Raw genomic sequence first — 22253 nt, forward strand, 5'->3', positions numbered from 1 at the left:
TGAATGATGTATTTCTATAGTAGCGCATTATTCAGCCGTTCGCTTGTTGGCAATTTTGACGAACGGGAAATAGATGATAATCGCTACGACAATACAAATAATCTGAGTTACGACGGCGCCAATACTTCCACCTGTAGATAGGTATGCATTAATAATAGGCGGAGTCGTCCATGGAACCATGACGACGGCTTTACCTGCAAATCCAAGCAACGTGGAAAAGTAACCAATCGTTCCTGTGATGAGCGGAGTAATAATGAAAGGGATAGCCATCAATGGATTCAACATAATCGGAAGTCCGAAAATGACAGGCTCATTAATATTAAACAGACCCGGGCCAAACGAAAGCTTTGTAATTTCCTTCATATCCTCACGCTTGGAAGCGATCATAATACAAATCAAAAGGGCCAGCGTAATCCCTGAACCACCGATACTCATGTATACGTCCCAGAAAGGCATCGTAATAATGTTCGGAATTGGCAGTCCTTGCTCATAAGCAGTCATGTTGACGGTAATCGCTCCAAGCAGCAGGGGTTCACGAATTGGCTTTACCATTTGGTTCCCGTGAATACCGATCACCCAGAAGATTTGCGCAACCAGCATCAGCACCAGTATACCCGGCAGTCCTTGTACCACGGTCTCTAGAGGTTTTTGCACCACATTATAGACAGCATCGTACAGGTAGAGCCCCGTAAACTTATGAAAGAAGAATCCGAGCATCGAGAAGACAGTCACCGTAATGATGGTTGGAATGAGTGCAGAGAAAGAAACGGCCACATTGCTGGGAACACTTTCAGGCATTTTAATTTTTAGCTTATCAGACTTGCCCAGTTTGCTATACAGCTCAACGGATAGAATACTTATGAAAATACCTAAAAACAAGCTCTTGGTATCCGTAAATTGACGGGCTATGACATCCGTTACTTTTTGCATTTCTCCATTAACCATCAACTCTATTGTGGTTGGTGTCACAGATATAAAACAGATCACAGCCAGTAACCCAGGGAAGAGATTTTTCTCTCCGTTAATTTTTCCTAGCTCCAGACCAATCATGAAAATAGCCAGGATGGTAAGGATATTCAAGCTGGCATAGTTAATGCCTGAGAAAATCGGTTTGTACTCAGCCAGAAATGAGAACGGCTTAAAATGGGCCAGACCATTTACCGGGTCCATGACCATATTGGAAATCAGTACAGCAAAGGCACCGACAATAATAACAGGCATTAATGTGATAAAAGCTGATTTGATCGCTATAATGTATTTAAAATTGTTGATTGCATTTGCCACTGATGTGAGGCCATCGACCAGTTTGTCTTTGAAAGCCATGGGATAGCGCCCCTCCCTCTACGATTTTGGTACGAATTGATCAATGCGTTCATACAGTTCTACAAACTCTGAGGCCATATCGCGAATGGTGATGGCATTCATCAAATGATCTTGAGCATGTACCATCATGACCGACATTTCTGTTTTTTCACCCGCTGCTTCCTTACGGATGATTCTGGTTTGAATTTTGTGAGAGGACACCAGTTCTTTTTTAGCTGAGGCTAATTCTTCTTTGGCTTCCCGAAACTTTCCCGCCTTTGCAAGCTCAATCGCCTCCATGGCCGAGCTGCGTGCATTCCCAGCGTATAATATAATTTGGAATACAATTTCTGTATCATCCATGTCCTCCATGCTCACGTCGTGCTCTGTAGTTTCATCATTATTCACGTGATCTTGACTCCTTTCAATAGCTGTCTTTTTGAGCATACGCCAACCTATACTTCGTGGGCTCTCCTTATGCATGTGTATTTGCTTTACTGTGTTTTGGCGTTTCTGCCGTATGCTTATTATAATTTGGAATCGCTTTCAACATAACGCACATTATTTCCTCTTCTTAACGGAAATAAATCGTTCTTTCTACATGATATCTCCATCATTAAACATAAAGAAAGGAGAAACCCAGCCATGTAGGCTTCAGATTTCTCCGTTTTTACATACTCCTATGTTCAACTATTTTTATGCAACACTTCTACGAATTCCGTGTATGTTTTGCAGCGAATAAGCTGCTGGACGAGCTTTTCATTATTTAAGATTTCAAGCAAAATATTATACATATTCTGTAAATCTTCCGATTTGGCGCGCTGTATACAGAGCATACAAATCAACTGTACCGGCTTGCCATCCCAATCGATAGCTTTTTGTAATGTACAGATGGCCCAAAACGTGGAATCAGCGAAAGGTTCCATCGGATGCGGGATCGCGACAAAGTTGCCAAATGAAGTGGGGGAAACGGCTTCACGCTCTATCACAGATTGCAGCAGGGGGCCTTTTACAAGATCTGCTTCGTGTATTTTTTCGGCTATAAATTCAAGCACTTGGAGTTTGTTATCAAACTTCTGCTGAAGAAAGACCAATTTTTTTCGTACATACTGCACAGCAGGAAGTCTTGCCTCAGAAATGGCTTGCTCAATTTTAGTAATATCGGAACCACCCAAAAATGTATTCACATGGATCATGGGTATAGAGAGCGGTTCTGAAATGGGGATCGTACTAATGACAAAGTCCAGTGTATCCAACGGCATTTGTTTGAGCTTATAAAATTCAGTGGTTCCCACGATATCCAACCTGGAACCGAAGACCGATTGAAGCTTATAATACAGCAGCTTTGCGCTGCCGAGTCCAGAAGCACATACGATCATACACCTTTTGGGTGCGTCCTCCATTTTCTTTCTTTCCATCGCGACTCCGATATGAATGGCTAAATACCCAATTTCATTTTCCTCGATGTGTATATGAAGCCGCTGCTTAATGACTTCCGCAGCAATGATACCTGCTTCAAAGGCAAGCGGATAATTGGCTTTGATTTCATCCAGCATAGGATTACGCAAATTCATTCCGTATTGATAACGGTTAATGACCGGTTTGAGGTGAAGGCAAAAAGCAATCAGCAATTCTTGATCGTTTTGAATGTTCATTTTCAACTGCTGATCAATTTGGTCCAGTATTTCTATAGTCAATTCGTAGATATCTTTATCAATGATCTTTTTAATCTCCACTTCATCCATATGGGCACTAACGACGGTCCTTACACCCAGCAGGTGTACAGCAATGTACGCAACTTCAACAAGTGGAAAGGAGTGCTTCATGTTTTCTTCCAAAGCAGATACGATCTCAGTCGCCACCCTAAACTCTTTCTGCGCTTCAATTTTTTTCATCTCCTGAGGATAATACGAAACATATCTTTCTTCACGAATGCGCTTACATGCTATGGCGATATGAATGACCAGATTGTTCAGGGCAATGTCCGACAACTGAATATCATTGAACTCAATACGATCCAGAATCACTTCTCTTATGAATTCCATCTCTTCGTTAGAGATCAAAGGAGGGTGGGACATCTGCTGCTCGCCTATTTCATCTGTCCTACTGAATATATAGTCGGAAATGCAATAACGCAGCTTGGCCTCATTCCCTTTGACTCGAATACCATGATGAGGTCTGTTCTCCAGGGATAGTCCGTAAGTTGCCAGTAACTTGCGCAGTTCTTTGAGGTCATTCTGTAAAGTAGACCGACTGACAAACAGGGTCTCAGCCAAATCATCAAGTTTGACATATGCATTGGTAAGCAACAGCTTTTTCATTAAAAAACGATTTCTGGCTTCAGAAGAATTCGCTAATGGATAGGGCACATTATTTTCATGATCCTTTAATTGCTTCAGCAGATGATGAAATTTTTGTTCGTCATGAATCTCTAACTTGTAGCCTGTTCCTTTAAGGGGTTTGACTGCTGCTCCATGCTTTGACAACAGCGCACCCAATTCCTTTAGATCCGTTCGTATGGTTCGAGAGGATACCTTCAATGCATTTGCCAAGTGTTCTCCGTTGACCATCTGTTCAGCAACCAATATACGAAGAATATCAAAAATACGCAAAACGAGCCCCCTTTCTTAGCTGTTCTGATGAACAGTATACAACGGTTAGAGCGTAACCAAAAGAAGGATTGACAACAGCGTGAATCCTAGATGATGGTTTCTGTACTGACGCACATTTTTTTGTGAAAAGGCGTAACTTGACTCACCAGCAGCTTCGGAGATATAGTAGATACAATAAGTCTTTAATTGAGGTGTAGTTATGAAATTTACAAAAGCAACAAATTATGCTCTGCACACTATGCTCATGCTCGTTACGGATTCGTCGGTCAAGCCGGTAGGTGTTCAGCAATTGGCCGAATCCCAAAATGTTTCACCAACCTATCTTTCAAAAATTTTGACGAGGCTTGTGAAAGCTGGAATGATCGAATCGATTTCTGGAGCCAATGGAGGCTATCGCCTATCCCGTAATAAAGATGATATTACCTTTTTGGATATTATCCATGCCATTGAAGGGACGAATTCTTTGTTTGAATGTGATTTTGTCCACGGATCGGAATGCGTGATTCAAGCTGTAATGAGGGAAGCAGAGGAGAAAATGGAACGCCATCTTAAAAATACGAAATTGGTCGATTTGGCTCAAAAGCAAACGCAAGTTTAAAGATAAGCGATTTTATATAGAAAGAGGGTGGTTGCCAGTGATGTGAAGCGTTTTTTTGTTTTATTTACAGATATAAAAAGTCTTTAATATCTTTTAAAAGGAGTTGGATGTTTTGCTGTACGATTGCGCTATTATTGGCGGAGGGCCCGCCGGATTGAATGCAGCCCTCGTGCTTGGCAGGGCAAGGAGAAGTGTGGCTTTGATTGATAATAATCGGCCCAGAAATGCTGTTACGCATGCGTCGCACGGTTTTATTACGAGAGACGGCGTAACGCCGGCCGAGTTCCGCCGCGTAGCTTACGAGGAAGTGCTGCGTTATCCGTCTGTCCATCATCTGCAAACCGAGGTTATTTCGATTACGAAAAAAGAATCCGGATTTGAGGTGCTTGATTCGTCAGGCCTTCGCGTTCAAGCGCGAAAATTGATATTGGCGACGGGCGTAAAGGAGATATTCCCTGAGATCGAAGGTTTTTATCCGTTATACGGGAAAAGTTTGTTTAATTGCCCTTATTGCGACGGCTGGGAGTTGCGGGATCAACCGCTTGTCCTCGTCTCTGAATCGTCGGCTATATATCATACAGCCAAACTACTCCTCAATTGGAGTAAGGATTTGATCGTCTGCACGAACGGTCAAGCATCCCTGTCTGACGAGCAAAAAGAACGGCTTCAATCCAAGGGAATTGTGGTAATGGAGCAACCTGTTGCGGCGTTCATCGGTCACAATGGACAGCTTGAGCATATGCGATTTACGGATGGCACTCAAGTCCCGAGGGTCGGCGGCTTCGTGAGTCCTCAATTTGTTCAAAGTGCACCGTTTGGAGAACGTTTGGGCTGTGAAAGGACGGAGTCGGGCGGGATCAAGACAGATGAAGCGGGAAGAACCTCCATACCTGGTGTATATGCTGCGGGGGATTCTTCGTATTTCATGCCTTCTCAATTGATTTTTGCCGCGGCCGACGGCAGTCGAACTGCTGCGAGCGTAAATATGGATTTGACCGAGGAAGATTTCAAAGAATGATGAGAAATTGGAAGGTTCCAGTGTGGAATCCGATGATAGAAAAGGCCGCCTACACGGCGGCTTTATTCTAAAATCATAGAGACAGCAAACAATAATAAACCAATGATCATAGGTCATTCTGAGACTAAACAAGATCTTCTTTCAATAACCTCTGTATTCACGAGAACCTGAGTATGATGCTCCTGCTTGTTGTTAAGCCTCTCCATAAGCAAGTTTACAGCAGTTCGGGCCAAAATATCCTTTTTCACGTGAATGGTTGTGAGTTCCGGGCTAATGACCTTGGCCTCATGAATATTATCAAATCCCATGACGGAAATTTGTTCAGGCACTCGAATGTTCATTTCCTGAAACGTTTTTATGGCACTGATTGCCATATAATCATTTTCGCAAAATAGGGCCGAAGGGAGCTCATTCGATTCATGAATAGCTGTTTTAAATGTGTCCTGTGACATCACAAGCATGGGATGCATATCAAATGTAAGCCCATTTTCTATAGAAAGATTGTGCTCCTCTAAAGCCGCCATAAACCCTTCCTTTCGTTTTTTAAAGTTAAGAATTCTGGTACTGGATTGTACGTATCCTATATTTCTGTGTCCCGACTGAATTAAATATTGGCCTGCCTGATACCCGCCAAGATAGTTATTAATGGATACAAAACTGGCATCGACGTGTTCAAAGCACGTATCCAAAATCACGATATTGGAATGAATGGATTGTATGGAATGAATAATCTCGGAAGTTAAATTGGTGCCAAGCAGAAGTATACCTGAAGAAGGCTGATCTTTTTCCAAAGCAGATAATTCTTCTTCAAGGTTATGGCTATCAAAAGACGAAAAAATCAAAGTATTTCCATGTTCTCTCACCTGATTGGTAATATGATGAATTAATTCATTGAAAAATGGAAGTGAATCATAATGCTCTGTTACGATGTCTGTATTTTTACAGGCCACAAAGCGAATCACATGATGATTTTTAATGATTTCCTTGCTGGTCTTCATAGTGCGTGGTTTATATCCATGCTCTTGGGCAATTTTTAGAATGTGCTCCTTAGTTTCTTCACTGACTCCGGGTTTGTTATTAAAAGCAAGAGAAACAGCAGATTTCGAAACACCTGCAAGCCTTGCAATATCATCAATTTTCAATGTGGAACCCCCTATTGAACTAAACTACATAAATTATATCATTACTCTACAAAAAAGTTTAGTTTATAAACTCAACTAAACTAAATAACTAAAAATAAAAATTTATTGACCTATTATCATTGATAGTGTTAATATTCAACTGTAAAGCGCTTTAATTTAGTTTATTTCGCGAAAAACACATATAAATTTAGTTTATTGTTTAGTTTTGTTTAGAGGTGATTGTAAATGCAGCAAGAAAGGAAAGGTGATTTATTTGAGTTTGAACATTGCAGATAATCAAAGAAGTTTTACAAAAGAGGGTAAGCCTTTCTTTTATTTAGCGGATACCGTCTGGAGTGTGTTTACTAATGCAACGTTGGAAGAGTGGAGCGATTACCTGGATTATCGGAAGATGCAGGGCTTCAACGTTTTGCAAATCAATATGCTCCGACAATGGGATGCCAGTGAATCAGATCTGGATCTACAGCCGTTTGTATTACTGAAAAATGGAGATTTTGACTACCATACCTTAAACGAAGCTTACTTTGACCGGGCGGAAGTCATGATACAGATGGCTGTAGAGCGTGGATTTGTTCCAGCATTGGTTCTGTTGTGGTGTAACTATGTACCGGATACATGGGCTGAGATGTTCCAAAAGGGTAATAAAATGCCGTTTGAATGCGTTGAACACTATGTAACGTACGTCGTAAACCGTTTTTCTCCATTGGATCCTATTTTTCTGATCAGCGGGGATAGTGATTTTCCGACCGAACGTGCCAATTCCTATTATTTAAAAGCACTGGATATTGTACAACAATTAAGCCCTGCAAGCTTAACTACGCTGCATATTCAAGGAAGATTGAGAGAAATTCCTCAAGCCTTTGAGAAACACCAGGGTCTTGGATTCTATATGTATCAATCAGGACATAACTCCCAGTTTCAACATGTAGCCCATGAGATTGCTCAACATTTCTATCATAAGCCGGATATACGGCCTGTCATTAATGGGGAGCCATGTTATGAACAAATTAGTTACAGCCGCAATGTGTATGGCAGATACACTGCTCTGGATGCCAGAAAAGCGGCATGGCAAAGTCTCCTTGCAGGCGGGGGAGCGGGAATTACCTACGGGGCGCATGGCATTTGGAGCTGGCATAAAAAAGGGAAGAAATTCGGTATTGTAGAAGGGGAAGGATTCGATAGTCCCTATGATTGGAGAACGGCCTTACGATTTGAAGGTGCGTGGGATTATTCCTTTATTAAATATTTGTTTGAAATGTATAACCTTATTGGCGTTAAGCCGCTGGATGTTGTTTTAAACAAGACAGAGGAAATTAGAGCTGCGGGGAACGAGAATACCCTTGTCTTGTATGTCCCATTTAACACGAAGGTACGACTAAGTATCAACGTGCAGGATTACAAGTTTACAACGATTGATTTAGCCGGGAAGCGGTTTGCCCAAACTGATGTGTCTGTCCAAAAGGATCAATCGGTGCTAGACATGCACAGCTTTGAAAGTGATGTTGTCATCATTGGAACGAAATAAAAACAGAGAAGAATGTGGATGGAGTGAAGCAACATGTGGAAAATCGGCGTTATTGGAACGGGATATTGGTCGGAAAAACATATAAAAGCATGGCAGTTTATCTCGGATGCAGAAATCAAAGGATTTTGTGATCGAAATAAAGGTTTACTTTTTGAAAAAGCAGCTCAATTCCATATACCTACTGAATATTGTTATACCGGCCTGGAGGAGATGCTAAGCGAAGCGGATATTGATGTCGTGGACATCATTACACCTCCTGAGACACATCTGGAACTGGTTAGACTGGCGGCCGCAGCCGGAAAACATATTATGTGCCAAAAACCTTTTGCACGTTCTGTTGAAGAAGCTGAGCAGATTGTAGGTATTGCTGAAGCAGCAGGAGTCAGACTTATGGTGACCGAAAATTGGCGTTGGCTTGAACCTTTTCAAATCATTAAAAAACTGCTGGCAGAGAATATCGTTGGGAATATGAACGTTATACGTTATACGCATACTGATTTTTATTCGCCGAGGTTCGCCCCGGAAAAAGAGCTGCCGCAGCCATTTTTCAGAGATATGCCCAAGCTTTTGTTTTATGAAATGGGAGTTCATTGGCTGGACACATGGCGTTTCTTATTTGGTGAACCCCAACGTCTATATGCGGAAACCAAACGAGTCAGCCCTTATACAAAGGGAGAAGACACCGGCATCATCATGTTAGGTTATGAACATTATTTCGGTCTCATGGACATGAGCTGGGCGACTCGTAGGGAACTGAATGAGCAACTGCCGGAGCAGGTCCTTCCTGATCATAAAGAACAGCTGGTGATTGAAGGCGATCAGGCCACCCTAAAACTGTATAACACAGGTAAATTAACGCTCATTAATAACCAGGGAGTTGAAAAAGTATTGGTTGAAAAAACAGAATTAAACTATGAGGAGAGCCACAAAAAGCTACAGGCTCATTTTATAGATTGCCTCAACACGGGAAAAGAATTTCAAACGAGTGGTCACGATAATATCAAGACACTCCAGCTTGTATTCGACACCTATGACAGCGCAGAAAATCATAAAGTTCATGTGTATTAAGAGGCAAGTAAATGTCTATTAACGATATTGTGATGTATGTTATCGCTCTTTTTTTAGTGCTGGGTGCATTGGATCAATGTTTGGGTAACCGCTGGGGGTTGGGACAAGCCTTCAACAATGGGCTAATGACCATGGGCTCTCTTGCCCTGGTCATGATAGGAATTGTTTCCTTGGCTCCTGTACTGGCCGCATGGTTGATCCCCATTGTTTCACCGTTATATGTGGCAATCGGTGCCGATCCGGCATCCTTTGCCAATACGATATTGGCGGTAGATATGGGAGGGTACGCACTTGCGGCGGAAATGGCACACAGCCAACAAGCGGGCGTGTTTTCCTGGGTTTTTCTAGGAACCATGTTTGGCCCAACGCTCGTATTTACGATTCCGGTTGCCCTCGGCATTTTGGGAAAAGAGGATCATCCATATTTTGCAAAAGGTATCTTGATCGGTATCAGTACAATTCCCGTTGGCTGTTTCATAGGGGGAATGACCGCCGGATTTGACGTGATTATGATTTTAAAAAATCTGATCATTCCAATTGTACTTTCACTCCTTATTATGATGGGTTTACGTTTATTTACGGAGCTTACGATCCGATTGTTCAAGTGGTTTGGTAACGGCATCAGGCTTCTATCTCTTGTCGGTTTGGTAGCCATTGGGGTCGAAACCTTAACCGGATTTGTGATCATTCCCAATATGGCTCCGTTGTCTGTCGGTGTGCAAACGGTTGGAACGATTGCTATTGTATTGGCTGGTGCGTTTCCGTTGGTTGCATGTATTACAAAAATATTTAAAGATCCGCTTGAACGGGCAGGACGTTTGCTCAACATAAATCCATCGGCTACTGCGGGTCTGGTAGCTAGTCTTGCTCATAATATTCCTACTTTCACTTTAGTTAAAGAGATGGAGCCCAGAGGAAAAGTGATCAGTATTGCTTTTGCTGTCAGTGGATCTTTTGTTCTGGGAGGACATCTTGGCTTTGTAGCAGGAATGGACAAGAATATGGTGATTGCTATGATCGTGGGTAAACTTGCAGGTGGGATAAGTGCCGTAATTGTCGCAGTTATTGCACATCCGGCTACTGCGAATAGAAAAATAGAAAGCGCATCCAAGAAGGAGTGAACATGATGGATCATAAAAAAACAGCCAAAGAAGTTTTGAGTGCCGTGGGCGGAAATGAAAATGTGAACAGTGTCATTCACTGTGTCACTCGATTGAGATTCAAACTGAAGGATAATCAATTGCCAGATAAAGAAAAGATCAAGCAAATTGACGGTGTCATTACCGTTGTGGAAAGTGGTGGCCAATTTCAGGTGGTCATTGGGAATGAGGTCCCCAAAGTTTATGAAGCTCTTTTGGATACAATGGGAGTAAAGCATGGAGATCAAATGGTTGAAGACGATCAAAAAAATGAAAAAGCGAGCCTATTCAGCCGATTTGTCGATGTAATTTCAGGCGTGTTCATGCCCGTTGTGGGTGTGCTCGCTGCTGTGGGGATTCTAAAAGGACTATTGGCCTTATGCACATCCCTGGGCTGGATGACTGATCAGATGGGCACGTATAAAATTTTATATGCGACAGCAGACGCTATGTTTTATTTCTTTCCGGTTATTCTAGGGTTTTCAGCAGGTAAAAAGTTTGGAGGAAACCCGTACCTGTCTGCTGTTTTGGGGGCCGCCTTGGTGTATCCCACCATTACTTCGGCCTTTACGGATAAAGCGGCGCTGTCCTTTTTGACCATACCTGTCGTTCTGATTAATTATACTTCTTCTGTTATACCTATCATTATTGGAGCGTTGTTGGCAGCTAAGGTTGAAAAAATGATAAGTAAATATGCACCTGCCTCCATTAAAATGTTCATTGTGCCTTTTCTGACCTTGGTCATCGTATCGCCGCTTGTTTTTCTGGTTGTCGGACCGATAGCAACTATAATCAGTGATGGGTTAGCCAAAGGCTCCATGTGGATTTACCAGTTAAGTCCGGCTGTAGCTGGTCTCGTTTTGGCCGGGTTCTGGCAGGGCATCATTATCTTCGGTCTGCATTGGGCATTCATTCCAATTCTCCTGAATAATGTAGTTACGAACGGGTTTGATCCGATTAACGGTATGCTGTTCTGTACTACGTTTGCGCAAACAGGTGCGGCTTTTGCTATCGCTTTGAAATCACGGGACCCTAAATTAAAGCCGATTGCGACTTCCGCGACGATTGCAGGCTTGATGGGGGTTACGGAACCAGCTATTTACGGGGTTACGCTACCCGCCAAAAAACCGTTTATTTTAGCCTCGATCGCTGGAGGTATAGGAGGAGCTGTAGCGGGCTTACTCGGCTCAACGGCATATGGATTTGCCTCAGGCGGCATTTTTGGTATACCTCTATTCATTAATCCAAAAGGCATGGATGCAGGCTTCATAGGCTTTATCATATCTTTGGTTGTAGCTTTTGTAGTCGCATTTATTTTGACCTATCTTTTTGGTTATAAAAATGCAAAACCGGCGTCTAAGATTAAGGTCGCAGATGAAGGCAAAGAAGAAGAAAAAACGGTATTCAGTCCTTTAAACGGTGAATTGATTCCTTTAACCGCAGTAAAAGATGAAGCTTTTTCCAGTGGTGCGATGGGTCAGGGGACTGCTATTATCCCGAAGGAAGGGGTAGCCTATGCGCCATTTAACGGAACAGTTGTTACCGTTTTCAAGACCAAGCATGCCATCGGTCTGATTTCTGAGGATGGAGTTGAACTGCTCATTCACATTGGAATTAATACGGTCAGCTTGAAAGGAAAACATTTCACTTCCTTTGTGTCTGAAGGGGATACGATTCAAAAAGGGGACAAGCTGGTTGAATTCGATCCAAAAGCTATAGAGGATGAAGGATATGATATTACCACCTCCGTCATTGTAACCAATACAGCCGTGTACACGGATATCTTAGTTGAAGACTCCAAGGATATTCATGCAGGAGACTGCATACTAAAGATTAGATAGATTCCAATATTCAATCATAAAAAGGAAAGTTAAAGCTGACGATGGCCCGTGTATAAAAAGGGTTGTCGTCAGCTGTTTTTTGGAAAATAAAACTGACTTTTGCAGACATTCACTAAAATAGCGGGTTACCTCACACCCAGCGTGTTCATCATCTGCCGGAAGGAGCGTACATATTTATCCGGTGCCAACAGGCTGACGATCCGCGCCAGCCCCTTCTGGCGGATAGATTCGCGTTGAGGTACGTTGTTCATCAGGTCTAGTCCTTGCAATATCGCCTGTAAGATGTCTCCCTGCTGATAAAATTTACCGGTTTCGTTATGGTCAATGAATGCCCGTACTCCGTCTGAATCAGTGCTTAATACCGGGCAACGACAGGCCATCGCCTCAGCTACCGCATAGCCAAATCCCTCCACCAGCGAAGTCGATAGCAGGTAGCCACCTGAGTCGCCAATCATGGAATAATACAGAGGCATTTTGACATGAGGCACGCTTTGAAAACGCTCGATTACTGAGGACATGCCGAGCTGAGTAAGCATTTTTTCGAATTGTATTTTATCCTCTGGCTGTGACAATGTGTCATCATAAAACATCCAAATCCGAAGATCCGCACGATTTTGTAGCATCCAGTAAGAAATGTCGATAAAATGCCTCCAATTCTTATTGGGCTCCAGCCGCCCAACCCATGCAATGACCGGATTGGTCGGAGGAGTGTTAGGTACATAATTAAATACGCTGGTATCCAGTACGTTGGGAAATACATAACGATTAAGCCATGGACACGTGTTGGTAAATAGCTGCACCAGATGAGTTGTATTGGGCAAGAGCACCGCGTTGGCATATCTTTGAAGATACGGAACTGCATCCGCGACAACCCAAGCAGCCTCTTCGTGAGAACCAAAGCCCTGCGATTCATAGATTAATATCCCCTGATAGCCCAACATTCGCAGTCTGGCGAGCATAGGATAATCCGATGAGACGATAATTGCATCATAGCGGTTAGTAATTACCAGCATTCGAATTTCTTCTTCAGATGAAGTCATGAACACAGGAATATCGCCGTGCAGGTTTTGCATCCCCGTACCCTGCTGATAATAGAGAAGATGACATTCAATCCCGTCCTGAATGAGCACTTTACAGCGTTGGCGGTTCAAGGTTTCCACGCCGCCGCTAGGTATATAAAAAGTAAATAGAACTTTGATCTCGATAACCTCCTTTGCCAATCACAAGCTCCTATACCAAGTTATTCAACCTACAGGACGGGGTGTGGGTTTCTATGGAAGCCTGGATTGAATCAGCGCATAATTATGGCTAAGGCGAGAATCTTCCGGTGAGCGCTCCGTTGCTTCTCTCGCAAATTCACATGCTTTGTGCAGTAGACCCAACTCGTAGCAAGCGAGGGCTCCAAGATCATACAGTGTGGCGTCCCAGCAAAAATCCTCTTGCATGTACGTATCCGGTCGTGTTGAAATACGCAGTGCTTCTTCGACCATATGATAGACGGCGGGCCAGTTCCGTGTATGATAGGCAAGCTGAGCCATTTCCGTGTAAGGTTCACGTAAATACGGCGCTTCCGCAATAGCTCGGTATAACCAACGTGCAGCCTCCTGCCATTGTTCACTTGCCTTATAGGCTCTAGAAATAAAGCGCATCGAAGCGCTGCGTTCATCTGCCCAGCGCGCCTGCGGCATGACAAGATGTTGTTGCAGTGTAGCGATGCATTCGTCCCAACGGCCATGATACATATATTCCCGCCCCAAGTAATGCATGTTGCGGTCATCCTCGGGAAACTCGCGCACTGACTGCTCCAGCAGTGGAAGGTATTGGCTGCGGGATTTGTGCGGATCTGGATCATGATACAAGCGGAGCTGGTCTGATCGGATGCTGCGTTCTTCACCCTCCCCGATATATTCAAGTACCTCGTGAACCGGGCGTACCCAGCGGTAGTCGTGACGAGTGTGTATTTTTTCTTTCCAGAACCATGTATAAGCGGTATCTTGCTCGGGCTGTCCATGCGTGAAGGCATATAGCATTCGGGTAGTTCCTTCCTTCCAGTTGCGTTCCAGCCGCGCCCGCCAACCCTCCTCCCAGACTTCATCCAGATCCGTACAGATACAAATATCTACATCGTCGGGGACCAGCCGCAGGGACTCATTGCGAGCCTTGTCAAAACGCCAAGGGGTTACCTGAATGCGATGCACCTCTGCACCCGCCTCGCGTAGCAGGGAAACGGTGTCGTCTGTTGAGCCGGTGTCCGCTACAATGACAACATCTGCTTCTCGCATGGAGTGCATCCAGCGCTTGGCGAATCGGGCTTCATTTTTACTGATGGCATAGACAGCTATCTTGTACCGATTCTGTTGTTGCATTTGCTTGCTCCTCCTTTGACTTACTTAAAGAATGATGGGTGAGTATGGGAGGCACCTTTATTGGGGAGGATTCAGGATTGTGCTGAAATATCGCCGATTATGCAGGACATGCGGGTCGTTGGGAACGTACGTGGCAGCTTGCTCATTGTGCCAGTTCGCACGTGTATAGTCCTTCAGCCGAAAATGGCAAATGCATAGCTGAATATGAGGAAGCCAAGTTTGGTACGCGTCCTGTACCGGTCCCATCGTGTCAGGAGGATTCAGAATGGTAGCCATGTCGTACCAGTAAACGGCTTTGGGGATCTCATTTTTGTGCAAAAAATAATGACCCATCCGACAGCACAGGTCTGCCCTGGGCGTATCGAAGGTCAGGCTACGGAGAGCCGCGGTGATGCTTTGCTCCAGCTTGCCAAGCCGATGCAGACAGTCAGCCATTTTACCACATGCACTAATCGCGTCCTCTACCCAGCATTGTTCGGTATCCAAAAAATCCTGGTATGCCTGCACTGCCTGCTCATATCTTCCATTGTCTCTAAGCTCGTTAGCGTAATAGTAGAGGTCGCGTGGAGAGAAGATGTGGCCTTGGGCGAGCTGTTTCTCATAAATTCGCAGATTTCGTCCTGGAGAGACCGTATGTGCTCTGGTGTGAGTTATGGCAATATCCGCATGTTGAATATTTCCATCTACGGCGAGGTACTCATGCACTGCTCCGTGCCAACGGAACCCGGCCGACCGTCTGACCAAGCGATTTCGACGAAAATGTAGAGTAACATTGCCATGATCATCGAAGCCGTAATGATATTTCATGGACACTGAATCGACGGTTGGTATGGTTGAGGAATCAAGGGTTTGCTTCAGTTCAAGCAGCTTGACGGCATCCTGCTCCTTCAAAATATCATCGGCATCAAGCCAGAGAATGTACTCCTGCGTAGCTTGCTCAAACGAATAGTTACGTGCAAGGGCAAAATGATCTACCCATTCAAACGGAAAAATCCGATCTGTAAAGGTACGGCAAATGTCAATGGTCCGATCCTGTGAACCCGTGTCCACGATGTTGATTTCATCCACAATATGATGGACTGATTCAAGGCAACGGCCAATGGTATTCTGATCATTTTTGACAATCATGCACAGGCTGATACTGATCAATTGAGCATCACTCCCTCGGGAATCATCTAAGGATTCAGGTCAAACATAAAGCTTTATTTATCAAGAGGTCTGATTTATAGAAGCCCTGCCGCAATCGCGGCAGGGCAAGGATGACAAAGTCATAACGTGCTGGGCGGCTTGTCGATAGGGTGTGGTACATCGCTTAAATCCATGATGTGGTAGTAAAAGGAGGTTAGAGTCCGGTAGGTCCGGTAGGTCCAGTCGGCCCCGTAGGTCCAGTTGGGCCAATCGGTCCTTCTGGACCTGTATCTCCTGTTGGTCCTTCTGGACCTGTATCTCCTGTTGGTCCGACAGGTCCGGTAGCTCCAGTGTCGCCAGTAGGTCCGACAGGTCCGGTAGCCCCAGTGTCGCCGGTAGGGCCTACAGGTCCAGTGAATCCTGTAGGCCCTGTAGGTCCTGTAGGTCCTGTAGGTCCTGTAGGTCCTGTAGGTCCTGTACTGCCGGTAGGTCCGGTTGGCCCCACGAGTCCAGTTGCACTTGCTTTGACTAAGGAAACGGAATCAATTGCTACATCAGCTGAGTTGAGCAAAGGGCTTTTGGTAATAGCCAAAAAAGCATAGGTTGTGTTGGCTGGAACAGGAGCCGTTACTTCATACACGCTCTGCCATGTTCCATTAACAGCGTCCGGCAATGTGCCAGCACTCAAATAGGTAGTCAGTCCCGTGCCAAGGAAGTTAAAGGCCGCATCATAATAGAACAGATATATGTTGATTTGAGGATTGAACATACTTCCTATTTTTGCGGCTGAAAGGCTCAATGTATAGCTTTCGCCTGTATTGGCTAAAACGACCTGGGAAAGAGACGCGTCAACCGCGCCTCCTGCCAGGATCGCACTATAAAAGTTTGTCTTTTTTACGGATAAGTTAGTGACGGTTACATTGACAGAATTCCAAAAAAGGGTTGATCCGGCTTCGAAGTCGCCGTTTGAAATAAGATTGGTAAACAATACGCTCATCGCTTTTTATACACTCCCTTCACACGTTGTAATGGTAGTAAATTCGAAAGAAGGCCATAGTGAACCGTACAGCTTTCCGAGGATAGATGTGTATTTTTGTTTTCACATTTTAGACACATTATTTTAAGCTTCTATTTAAGTGACGTTAAGCTGGAGTTATATGTGGGGGATTATCATTAGAATTTAAAAGTGTAGCATGAGGTGCGGGGAGACCGCTCCGCGAAGGTTTTGGGCTTCCGATCGCTGTTGACGCTTCTACAGCTCCAAATCCTCCGCTCCGCTGCTACCCGCTTCCCATGCAACATTTTGGGGTAGGGGAGCAGTAGGGAGAAGATTACGATAAAGGAAAGGGTGAAACATGTGCTCAAGGTGCAGCAAGTGAGCAAGTGGTATGAGGGCAACCGGGGCGTACATAAGCTGGATTTTGAAATGCAGCGCGGTGAAATTGTTGGTTTTCTGGGGCCGAATGGTGCGGGCAAAACGACGACGATGCGCATGATTACGGGGTATCTTCAGCCAATCGAGGGAGTGATTACGATTGATGGCATCCCGATTCAGGATAATGGCAGACAGGCCCGTTCCAAAATCGGTTATTTGCCGGAGACACCCCCTTTATATGGGGATATGTCCGTACAATCCTACTTAAAGTTTGTAGCTAGTATTCGGGACGTGCCTGCGAGAGAGCAGAAGCTGCGTATTTCGGAGATGATTTCCCGGCTGGGACTAAATGGGCGTGAAAAACAACTGGTCCGTAGTTTGTCCAAAGGGTATAAACAGCGCTTGGGACTGGCAGGAGCGATTATTCATAACCCGGATTTACTGGTGCTGGATGAGCCGACCTCGGGTTTGGACCCCAATCAGATTTTGGAGATTCGTCAGCTTATTCAGGAGATTGGTGAAAATCATACGGTATTGCTCAGCACGCATATTTTGCCTGAGGTGGACGCATTGTGCAATCGGGTTCTTATTATCCATGAAGGGGAACTGGTCATGGATGGGCGCCCTGACGCGCTCGGCGGTTCGATGGAAGATGGATTCAAGGTAAAGGTGGAGGTTAAGGGCGAGCGTGAGCAGGTGCTGAAGGTGCTGCGTGCTTGGGGAAAAGTAGAGGTTGAATCTTTGACGGCTACGCTGCCTCCAGCGAATATGAAGCAGACTGCTGCAGAGCAAGACCTGACCGGATTGCTACTCACAGGAGCTTCCGGTGAGGATTTTCGCGAAGAGCTGTTTTATGTGCTGTCTGGTGCGAAGCTTCCGATTTTGGAAATGAAAAAAGAAAGCCTTAGCTTGGAAAATATCTTCCAGCAGTTAACGACCCGCGAGACGGGAGAAGGTCAGGTCGGTGATCAAGCGGTTCATGACCTACATTCCTCGGAGAATGCAGCATCTGCGACTATCGTAGATCATGGAGAAGCTGCGTCCAGCGACGACAAGACTGAAGAAAACAAGGATACAGGAGGTAATCGGTCATGAGGCGTTTGTTCGCGGTCTGTCAAAAGGAGCTGCAAGCCTACCTGTGGACACCAACGACGTATTTTGCGCTTGCGGTGTACATGCTGCTGACGGGGTTACTTTTTTATACGAATTTTGTTATGTATCAGCCTAGTATTCTGGATTATCGGCTGGTACTCGGTGACACTTTGTCAATGCTGGTGTTCGTCGTCCCATTGCTCACGATGCGGCTGGTTGCGGAGGAATTCAGGCAAGGTACGGATGAACTGCTACTTACCTCACCTGTGAGTGTGACGGAAATGATTGTGGGTAAATTTTTGGCGTCGCTGGGCATGTTGCTCATTTTGGTGCTGTGCAGCCTGGCGTATCCGGTCGTGATGTCCTTTTATGGGTCGCTGGATTGGACGCTGGTATTTACATCTGTGATCGGTCTGTTTATGCTTGGCGCAGCCATGATGGCGATCGGCTTATTCGCTTCGACGCTTTCACAGCATCAGATGATGTCAGCGGTCGTCAGTTTTATTATTTTACTCGTGTTCTGGATGCTGGATTCGTTTGGTGGACAAACGGGTGCATCTGCGGCGGTACAGCAATGGCTCGAGCCTTTTTCACTAACCGCACGGTTTGACAGTTTCACCAAAGGATTGCTGAACGGAGCCGATGTGATGTACTACGTGACGGTGGCGGTGCTCTTTTTGCTATTCAGCATCCAAGTGGTTGAACGGAAACGGTGGAGGTAATGAATATGAAAAAATGGCTGGGTCATACAAATAGTGTGGTACTATCGGTTGCTGCTGTAGGTATTTTTATTTTGCTAACGTTATTTCTGCGTTCGCTGGGAGGCTTTCAACTGGATTTGACGGCAGGCAAGCAGTATACGCTGTCTGACCAGACGTTGACGACCATTCAGGGAGTAAAAGAAGACGTACGATTAATTGCTTTTACCGTATCTACTTCACAAAATCAGAAGCTGAACCGGGATGTTACGGATATGCTGAATGAATATGCCAAGCGTAACAACAAGCTCAAGGTCGAGCAGTACGATTTGAATCAGGAACCGGTGCTGGCCAAGCAATATGGTGTTACTGCAGCATCCATTGTGTTGGTGCAGGGAGAGAAGAAGCGGGTTATAGATATTGGGAGTCTATTTACGCAAGCGCAGGGGAGTGGCGAAGGGGCATACCAGTTTACCGGGGAAGAAAAGCTGACTAGTGGACTGCTGGGACTATCATCAACCCGTCAAGGGAAAGTGGTTTTTCTGACTGGACATGAGGAAATCCCTTTGTCCCAAATGGCCGAATTAAGCGGCTCACTGGCACAAGATAATGTGAAAACAGAGGAAGTGCAGCTCAATCAGGCGGGTAGCGTGCCCAAAGATGCGTCGGTATTGGCTATTGTTGGGCCAGAGCGGGATATCAGCGCAACGGAACTGAAGAGTATTCGTAAGTACCTGAATGATGGTGGAAAGCTTTTTATGGCGTTAGGCTTTCATCCGAACTTGGGGTCCGACTGGAAAAACCTTGACGCATTAGCGGCTGATTATGGGGTAAAGGATACTCATGCGATCGTGGTGGATCAGGAACAGACGAATACGCTTGGGCCTCTATGGACGGTTCCTACCTTCGGCAGTCACGCGATCACCGATAAGTTGGCGGCCTCCAATCTGTACCCGGTTCTTTCACTGTCTATTGCTTTGCAGGCAGGGGAGCAGAAGGATTGGAAGACGACGCTTCTGCTTAAATCTTCTGCAGCCAGCTATGGCGAAACGAATATCCAGGGGCTACTGAACAACGAAACGCAGAAGGATGACAAGGACCCGCAGGGGCCGCTTGATCTCGGTTACGCGGTAGAAGGGAAAGACGGTAAGCCCAAAGCTGTTATTCTCGGAACGTCGGCTCTCCTAAGCGACACCGAGATCAGTACGGGAGGCAATCGAGACTTTGTGCTGAACAGTCTCAATTATGTGCAGGAACACTCTGATGGGCTCACCATTCGTCCTCGTCAGGAGCAGGATTATAAGGTAACTTATTTGACTCCTGCACAAGCGAAAACAATATTGACCATATCTGTCATCGGATTGCCGTTGCTGTTCGCGGTAATCGGAATCTTATTATGGTGGAGGCGAAGAAGAGCATGAGAAAATGGATACCCACAGTGCTGCTGTTAGTTGTATTGGGAGCGGGTATAATTTATGCCAAGAGCCAAAACTTCTTTCGTGAATCAGCGCCGGCGGCTCGTCAGCTGGTTCAGATTACGCAAGGCGACATTACGTCTTTCGCGATAACAGGGAAGGACGGCAAGTCGGTGGAACTTGAACAACGTGATGGCAAATGGAGCATGAGCAAGCCACGGTCTTACCCGTTAAACAGATATACAATAGACAATTGGCTAATCGCGATTCAAAATGTAAAGTTGGGTGAAGTGGTGGAATCTTCTCCTGCAGACGTAGCCAAATATGGAATCAGCGCTACCAATGACCAGATTGAGATTAAGACCAAGAATGGTGACGTGCGTACCTTTGCCTTCGGTGAAACGTTGCCTTCCGGTGATGCTGTTTATGTATTATCAGACAAAAAAGAGATAGCTTCCGTACCTATAGATACACTTTCAAGTTTGCTGCTGGGTGCTGATGATTTTACAGATACAACGCCGTTCGATTGGGACGATACCAAGCTGAGCGGAATAGAGTGGGAAGGCCAGAATGCCTCATGGATGCTCAAATCCTCCGGGAACAGTGGAACCGGAGACGGTGCTTCCACATCTTGGACGCTGAACGGAAAGTCAGTAGCCAGTGACACGGCGACCTCCTTGTCCCAACAAATCAAAAGCCTGACCAGCAGTCAGGCCTTGCGCAAAGCCTCCGAGCTGAGCAAACCCGTCCACCGCTTTACGCTGAGCGTATCGCTGGATAAGGATGATTCCCAGCTGGTCTATCAGGGTTGGACGCTTAACGATGATCCAGATACCGTATGGGTCGTACCTCCACAAAGCAACTGGGCGTATGGTATGTCGATATCTGACGTGAACCGTATCGAACAGGATGGGCATAACCAGGCTCAGACTGGAAAATGATGATTAGAACATAGTCATGAACGGACAAAGAGGCTCCATCGGCGGATTACCGTCGGCTGGAGCTTCTTTGCGTTCGTTATTCATCAGGTCTGCTGTTTTTGGAAGAAGAGCTGTTACTATCGTTCAATTCCTTAATAACCTGAATCAGCTCATGAAGCGAGAGATCCAGCTTATCCAACTTTTCCTCCATCGTGTGCAGAATGTGCCTCAACAAAATAAAACAAAGTCCAGCCGGAAAGCCTACGTTGGTAACCAGAGAAAGAGCGTCATCCATTTGCAATGTATTCCCCCCTTTTTAGCCATATATAAAGGAAGGTAAATTAAAAGAACCGTATACAACTGAACGTAAAAATAGTATAATAAATAAGAACAAGTGTTCTGTTTTGGTTGTAAAATAGGTTTGCAAATTACCCTATAGTATGAGGATTTAGAAAAAGTCAAATCCAAAGAGAAAGGGTGATTTACTATGAATCAGTCTCAGCTAACATTGGTAGAACAATATCGAAAGAAGTTGTACCGCATTGCATGGAGAATCCAGTATCGTGCTCGGGTACAAACCAATCATGAATTCGTAATGGAAAAGAACGAAGCCGTCAGCACTCCATCTTTTACAGACTCTGTAAATTCTAACATGTACACACTACAGCTTATCAACTCTCTATCTTCTGAGATCGGAAAAATGATCATCTTTGACCTTTACATACTAGACAAAACCGAAGCACAGATTGCAAAAGAGTTGAAGCTATCCCAACAGGCGGTGAATAAATGGAAAAAGAAAATGCTCAAAGAGTTATTTCGGATGCTGAGTTTGTCCAATTACTCAAATTAGTACGAAGTGGAGATCAGGAAGCCATGTGTAGGATACTTCATTTGTTCGAGGAAGACATTCAGAAGACTAGTCGATATATTCGTATGTCCCGTGAAGATGCTGTCCAAAGTATTGTGACTGATTTTATAGAAGAACTGCGGCAAGAGTTAAAGACAGATCAATGA

General features: G+C 44.9%; 21 protein-coding genes. 12 read left to right on the forward strand and 9 right to left on the reverse strand.

The features are described from left to right. Positions 1-27: 27 nt before the first annotated feature. From AC6EJC_RS07220 to AC6EJC_RS07230, 3 genes are all read right to left on the reverse strand, one after another. On the reverse strand, positions 28-1323 hold the full coding sequence (locus tag AC6EJC_RS07220) for a PTS sugar transporter subunit IIC (protein WP_134912936.1): 1296 nt from the start codon (positions 1321-1323) through the stop codon (positions 28-30). A gap of 18 nt (positions 1324-1341) precedes the next feature. Next, on the reverse strand, positions 1342-1665 hold the full coding sequence (locus AC6EJC_RS07225) for a PTS lactose/cellobiose transporter subunit IIA (RefSeq protein WP_444953430.1): 324 nt from the start codon (positions 1663-1665) through the stop codon (positions 1342-1344). A 323-nt stretch (positions 1666-1988) separates the two neighbouring features. Further along, positions 1989-3914 carry a BglG family transcription antiterminator gene (locus AC6EJC_RS07230; RefSeq protein WP_444953365.1) on the reverse strand — a complete coding sequence of 642 codons (1926 nt, stop codon included), beginning with the start codon at positions 3912-3914 and terminating at the stop codon, positions 1989-1991. Between the two features lie 199 nt (positions 3915-4113). Here AC6EJC_RS07230 and AC6EJC_RS07235 point away from each other — a divergent pair, with 199 nt between their 5' ends. Then, positions 4114-4512, forward strand: coding sequence for an Rrf2 family transcriptional regulator (locus tag AC6EJC_RS07235; RefSeq protein WP_444953366.1), 399 nt, complete (start codon positions 4114-4116; stop codon positions 4510-4512). A gap of 112 nt (positions 4513-4624) precedes the next feature. Next, positions 4625-5530: an NAD(P)/FAD-dependent oxidoreductase gene (locus tag AC6EJC_RS07240; protein ID WP_444953367.1), complete on the forward strand. Its 906-nt coding sequence runs from the start codon at positions 4625-4627 to the stop codon at positions 5528-5530. 113 nt (positions 5531-5643) lie between these two features. Here AC6EJC_RS07240 and AC6EJC_RS07245 read toward each other — a convergent pair whose 3' ends face one another. Continuing rightward, positions 5644-6672, reverse strand: coding sequence for a LacI family DNA-binding transcriptional regulator (locus tag AC6EJC_RS07245; RefSeq protein WP_444953368.1), 1029 nt, complete (start codon positions 6670-6672; stop codon positions 5644-5646). A gap of 244 nt (positions 6673-6916) precedes the next feature. Here AC6EJC_RS07245 and AC6EJC_RS07250 point away from each other — a divergent pair, with 244 nt between their 5' ends. From AC6EJC_RS07250 to AC6EJC_RS07265, 4 genes are read left to right on the forward strand one after another with little or no spacing between them, the layout of a single operon-like run. Then, a complete protein-coding gene (locus AC6EJC_RS07250; protein WP_444953369.1) occupies positions 6917-8197 on the forward strand; it encodes a glycoside hydrolase family 140 protein in 1281 nt (426 codons plus the stop codon). A 33-nt stretch (positions 8198-8230) separates the two neighbouring features. Next, a complete protein-coding gene (locus AC6EJC_RS07255; RefSeq protein ID WP_444953370.1) occupies positions 8231-9265 on the forward strand; it encodes a Gfo/Idh/MocA family protein in 1035 nt (344 codons plus the stop codon). A gap of 11 nt (positions 9266-9276) precedes the next feature. Then, positions 9277-10386 carry an ethanolamine utilization protein EutH gene (gene eutH / locus AC6EJC_RS07260; protein ID WP_444953371.1) on the forward strand — a complete coding sequence of 370 codons (1110 nt, stop codon included), beginning with the start codon at positions 9277-9279 and terminating at the stop codon, positions 10384-10386. 5 nt (positions 10387-10391) lie between these two features. Then, the gene (locus tag AC6EJC_RS07265) at positions 10392-12245 is read left to right on the forward strand and encodes a beta-glucoside-specific PTS transporter subunit IIABC (RefSeq protein ID WP_444953431.1); all 1854 of its coding nucleotides are present in this window, start codon (positions 10392-10394) and stop codon (positions 12243-12245) included. 125 nt (positions 12246-12370) lie between these two features. On the opposite strand, the gene AC6EJC_RS07270 is transcribed toward AC6EJC_RS07265, so the two are convergent. The 4 genes from AC6EJC_RS07270 to AC6EJC_RS07285 all read right to left on the reverse strand — a co-directional run bounded on the left by AC6EJC_RS07270 (position 12371) and on the right by AC6EJC_RS07285 (position 16736). Beyond that, positions 12371-13465 carry a glycosyltransferase family 4 protein gene (locus AC6EJC_RS07270; protein ID WP_444953372.1) on the reverse strand — a complete coding sequence of 365 codons (1095 nt, stop codon included), beginning with the start codon at positions 13463-13465 and terminating at the stop codon, positions 12371-12373. A gap of 51 nt (positions 13466-13516) precedes the next feature. Beyond that, positions 13517-14611: a tetratricopeptide repeat-containing glycosyltransferase gene (locus AC6EJC_RS07275; RefSeq protein WP_444953373.1), complete on the reverse strand. Its 1095-nt coding sequence runs from the start codon at positions 14609-14611 to the stop codon at positions 13517-13519. Positions 14612-14668: 57 nt separating this feature from the next. Beyond that, the gene (locus AC6EJC_RS07280) at positions 14669-15760 is read right to left on the reverse strand and encodes a glycosyltransferase family 2 protein (RefSeq protein WP_444953374.1); all 1092 of its coding nucleotides are present in this window, start codon (positions 15758-15760) and stop codon (positions 14669-14671) included. 193 nt (positions 15761-15953) lie between these two features. Beyond that, complete coding sequence (locus AC6EJC_RS07285; RefSeq protein WP_444953375.1) at positions 15954-16736, reverse strand: NTTRR-F1 domain; 783 nt, start codon at positions 16734-16736, stop codon at positions 15954-15956. 360 nt (positions 16737-17096) lie between these two features. On the opposite strand from AC6EJC_RS07285, the gene AC6EJC_RS07290 reads away from it, so the two are divergent. Genes AC6EJC_RS07290 through AC6EJC_RS07305 form a run of 4 tightly spaced genes read left to right on the forward strand, consistent with a single transcriptional unit; the run spans position 17097 to position 21260 of the window. Further along, entirely contained in the window at positions 17097-18209 is a 1113-nt protein-coding gene (locus AC6EJC_RS07290) for an ABC transporter ATP-binding protein (RefSeq protein ID WP_444953376.1), read from the forward strand. Continuing rightward, on the forward strand, positions 18206-18928 hold the full coding sequence (locus tag AC6EJC_RS07295; protein ID WP_025719492.1) for an ABC transporter permease: 723 nt from the start codon (positions 18206-18208) through the stop codon (positions 18926-18928). Before AC6EJC_RS07290 ends, AC6EJC_RS07295 begins: the two co-directional genes overlap by 4 nt. A 5-nt stretch (positions 18929-18933) precedes the next feature. Beyond that, positions 18934-20325, forward strand: coding sequence for a GldG family protein (locus tag AC6EJC_RS07300; protein ID WP_444953377.1), 1392 nt, complete (start codon positions 18934-18936; stop codon positions 20323-20325). Beyond that, entirely contained in the window at positions 20322-21260 is a 939-nt protein-coding gene (locus tag AC6EJC_RS07305) for a DUF4340 domain-containing protein (RefSeq protein WP_444953378.1), read from the forward strand. The genes AC6EJC_RS07300 and AC6EJC_RS07305 overlap by 4 nt, the downstream gene beginning before the upstream one ends. Before the next feature lie 76 nt (positions 21261-21336). On the opposite strand, the gene AC6EJC_RS07310 is transcribed toward AC6EJC_RS07305, so the two are convergent. Further along, a complete protein-coding gene (locus AC6EJC_RS07310) occupies positions 21337-21540 on the reverse strand; it encodes a hypothetical protein (RefSeq protein ID WP_444953379.1) in 204 nt (67 codons plus the stop codon). A 186-nt stretch (positions 21541-21726) separates the two neighbouring features. Between AC6EJC_RS07310 and AC6EJC_RS07315 the strand changes: the two genes are divergently transcribed. Together AC6EJC_RS07315 and AC6EJC_RS07320 are read left to right on the forward strand one after the other, a co-directional pair. Then, entirely contained in the window at positions 21727-22089 is a 363-nt protein-coding gene (locus AC6EJC_RS07315; RefSeq protein ID WP_444953380.1) for a sigma-70 family RNA polymerase sigma factor, read from the forward strand. After that, on the forward strand, positions 22026-22253 hold the full coding sequence (locus AC6EJC_RS07320) for a helix-turn-helix domain-containing protein (protein WP_444953381.1): 228 nt from the start codon (positions 22026-22028) through the stop codon (positions 22251-22253). The genes AC6EJC_RS07315 and AC6EJC_RS07320 overlap by 64 nt, the downstream gene beginning before the upstream one ends.

The organism is Paenibacillus sp. TY11, from assembly GCF_059772165.1.

Excerpts from the sequence above, each read along its gene's own strand:
- AC6EJC_RS07235 (WP_444953366.1), top strand. The coding sequence starts at position 4,114 with ATGAAATTTACAAAAGCAACAAATTATGCTCTGCACACTATGCTCATG.
- AC6EJC_RS07300 (WP_444953377.1), top strand. The coding sequence starts at position 18,934 with ATGAAAAAATGGCTGGGTCATACAAATAGTGTGGTACTATCGGTTGCT.
- AC6EJC_RS07255 (WP_444953370.1), top strand. The coding sequence starts at position 8,231 with ATGTGGAAAATCGGCGTTATTGGAACGGGATATTGGTCGGAAAAACAT.
- AC6EJC_RS07225 (WP_444953430.1), bottom strand. The coding sequence starts at position 1,665 with ATGGATGATACAGAAATTGTATTCCAAATTATATTATACGCTGGGAAT.
- AC6EJC_RS07285 (WP_444953375.1), bottom strand. The coding sequence starts at position 16,736 with ATGAGCGTATTGTTTACCAATCTTATTTCAAACGGCGACTTCGAAGCC.
- AC6EJC_RS07275 (WP_444953373.1), bottom strand. The coding sequence starts at position 14,611 with ATGCAACAACAGAATCGGTACAAGATAGCTGTCTATGCCATCAGTAAA.
- AC6EJC_RS07305 (WP_444953378.1), top strand. The coding sequence starts at position 20,322 with ATGAGAAAATGGATACCCACAGTGCTGCTGTTAGTTGTATTGGGAGCG.
- AC6EJC_RS07315 (WP_444953380.1), top strand. The coding sequence starts at position 21,727 with ATGAATCAGTCTCAGCTAACATTGGTAGAACAATATCGAAAGAAGTTG.
- AC6EJC_RS07220 (WP_134912936.1), bottom strand. The coding sequence starts at position 1,323 with ATGGCTTTCAAAGACAAACTGGTCGATGGCCTCACATCAGTGGCAAAT.
- AC6EJC_RS07320 (WP_444953381.1), top strand. The coding sequence starts at position 22,026 with ATGGAAAAAGAAAATGCTCAAAGAGTTATTTCGGATGCTGAGTTTGTC.
- eutH (WP_444953371.1), top strand. The coding sequence starts at position 9,277 with ATGTCTATTAACGATATTGTGATGTATGTTATCGCTCTTTTTTTAGTG.
- AC6EJC_RS07295 (WP_025719492.1), top strand. The coding sequence starts at position 18,206 with ATGAGGCGTTTGTTCGCGGTCTGTCAAAAGGAGCTGCAAGCCTACCTG.
- AC6EJC_RS07265 (WP_444953431.1), top strand. The coding sequence starts at position 10,392 with ATGGATCATAAAAAAACAGCCAAAGAAGTTTTGAGTGCCGTGGGCGGA.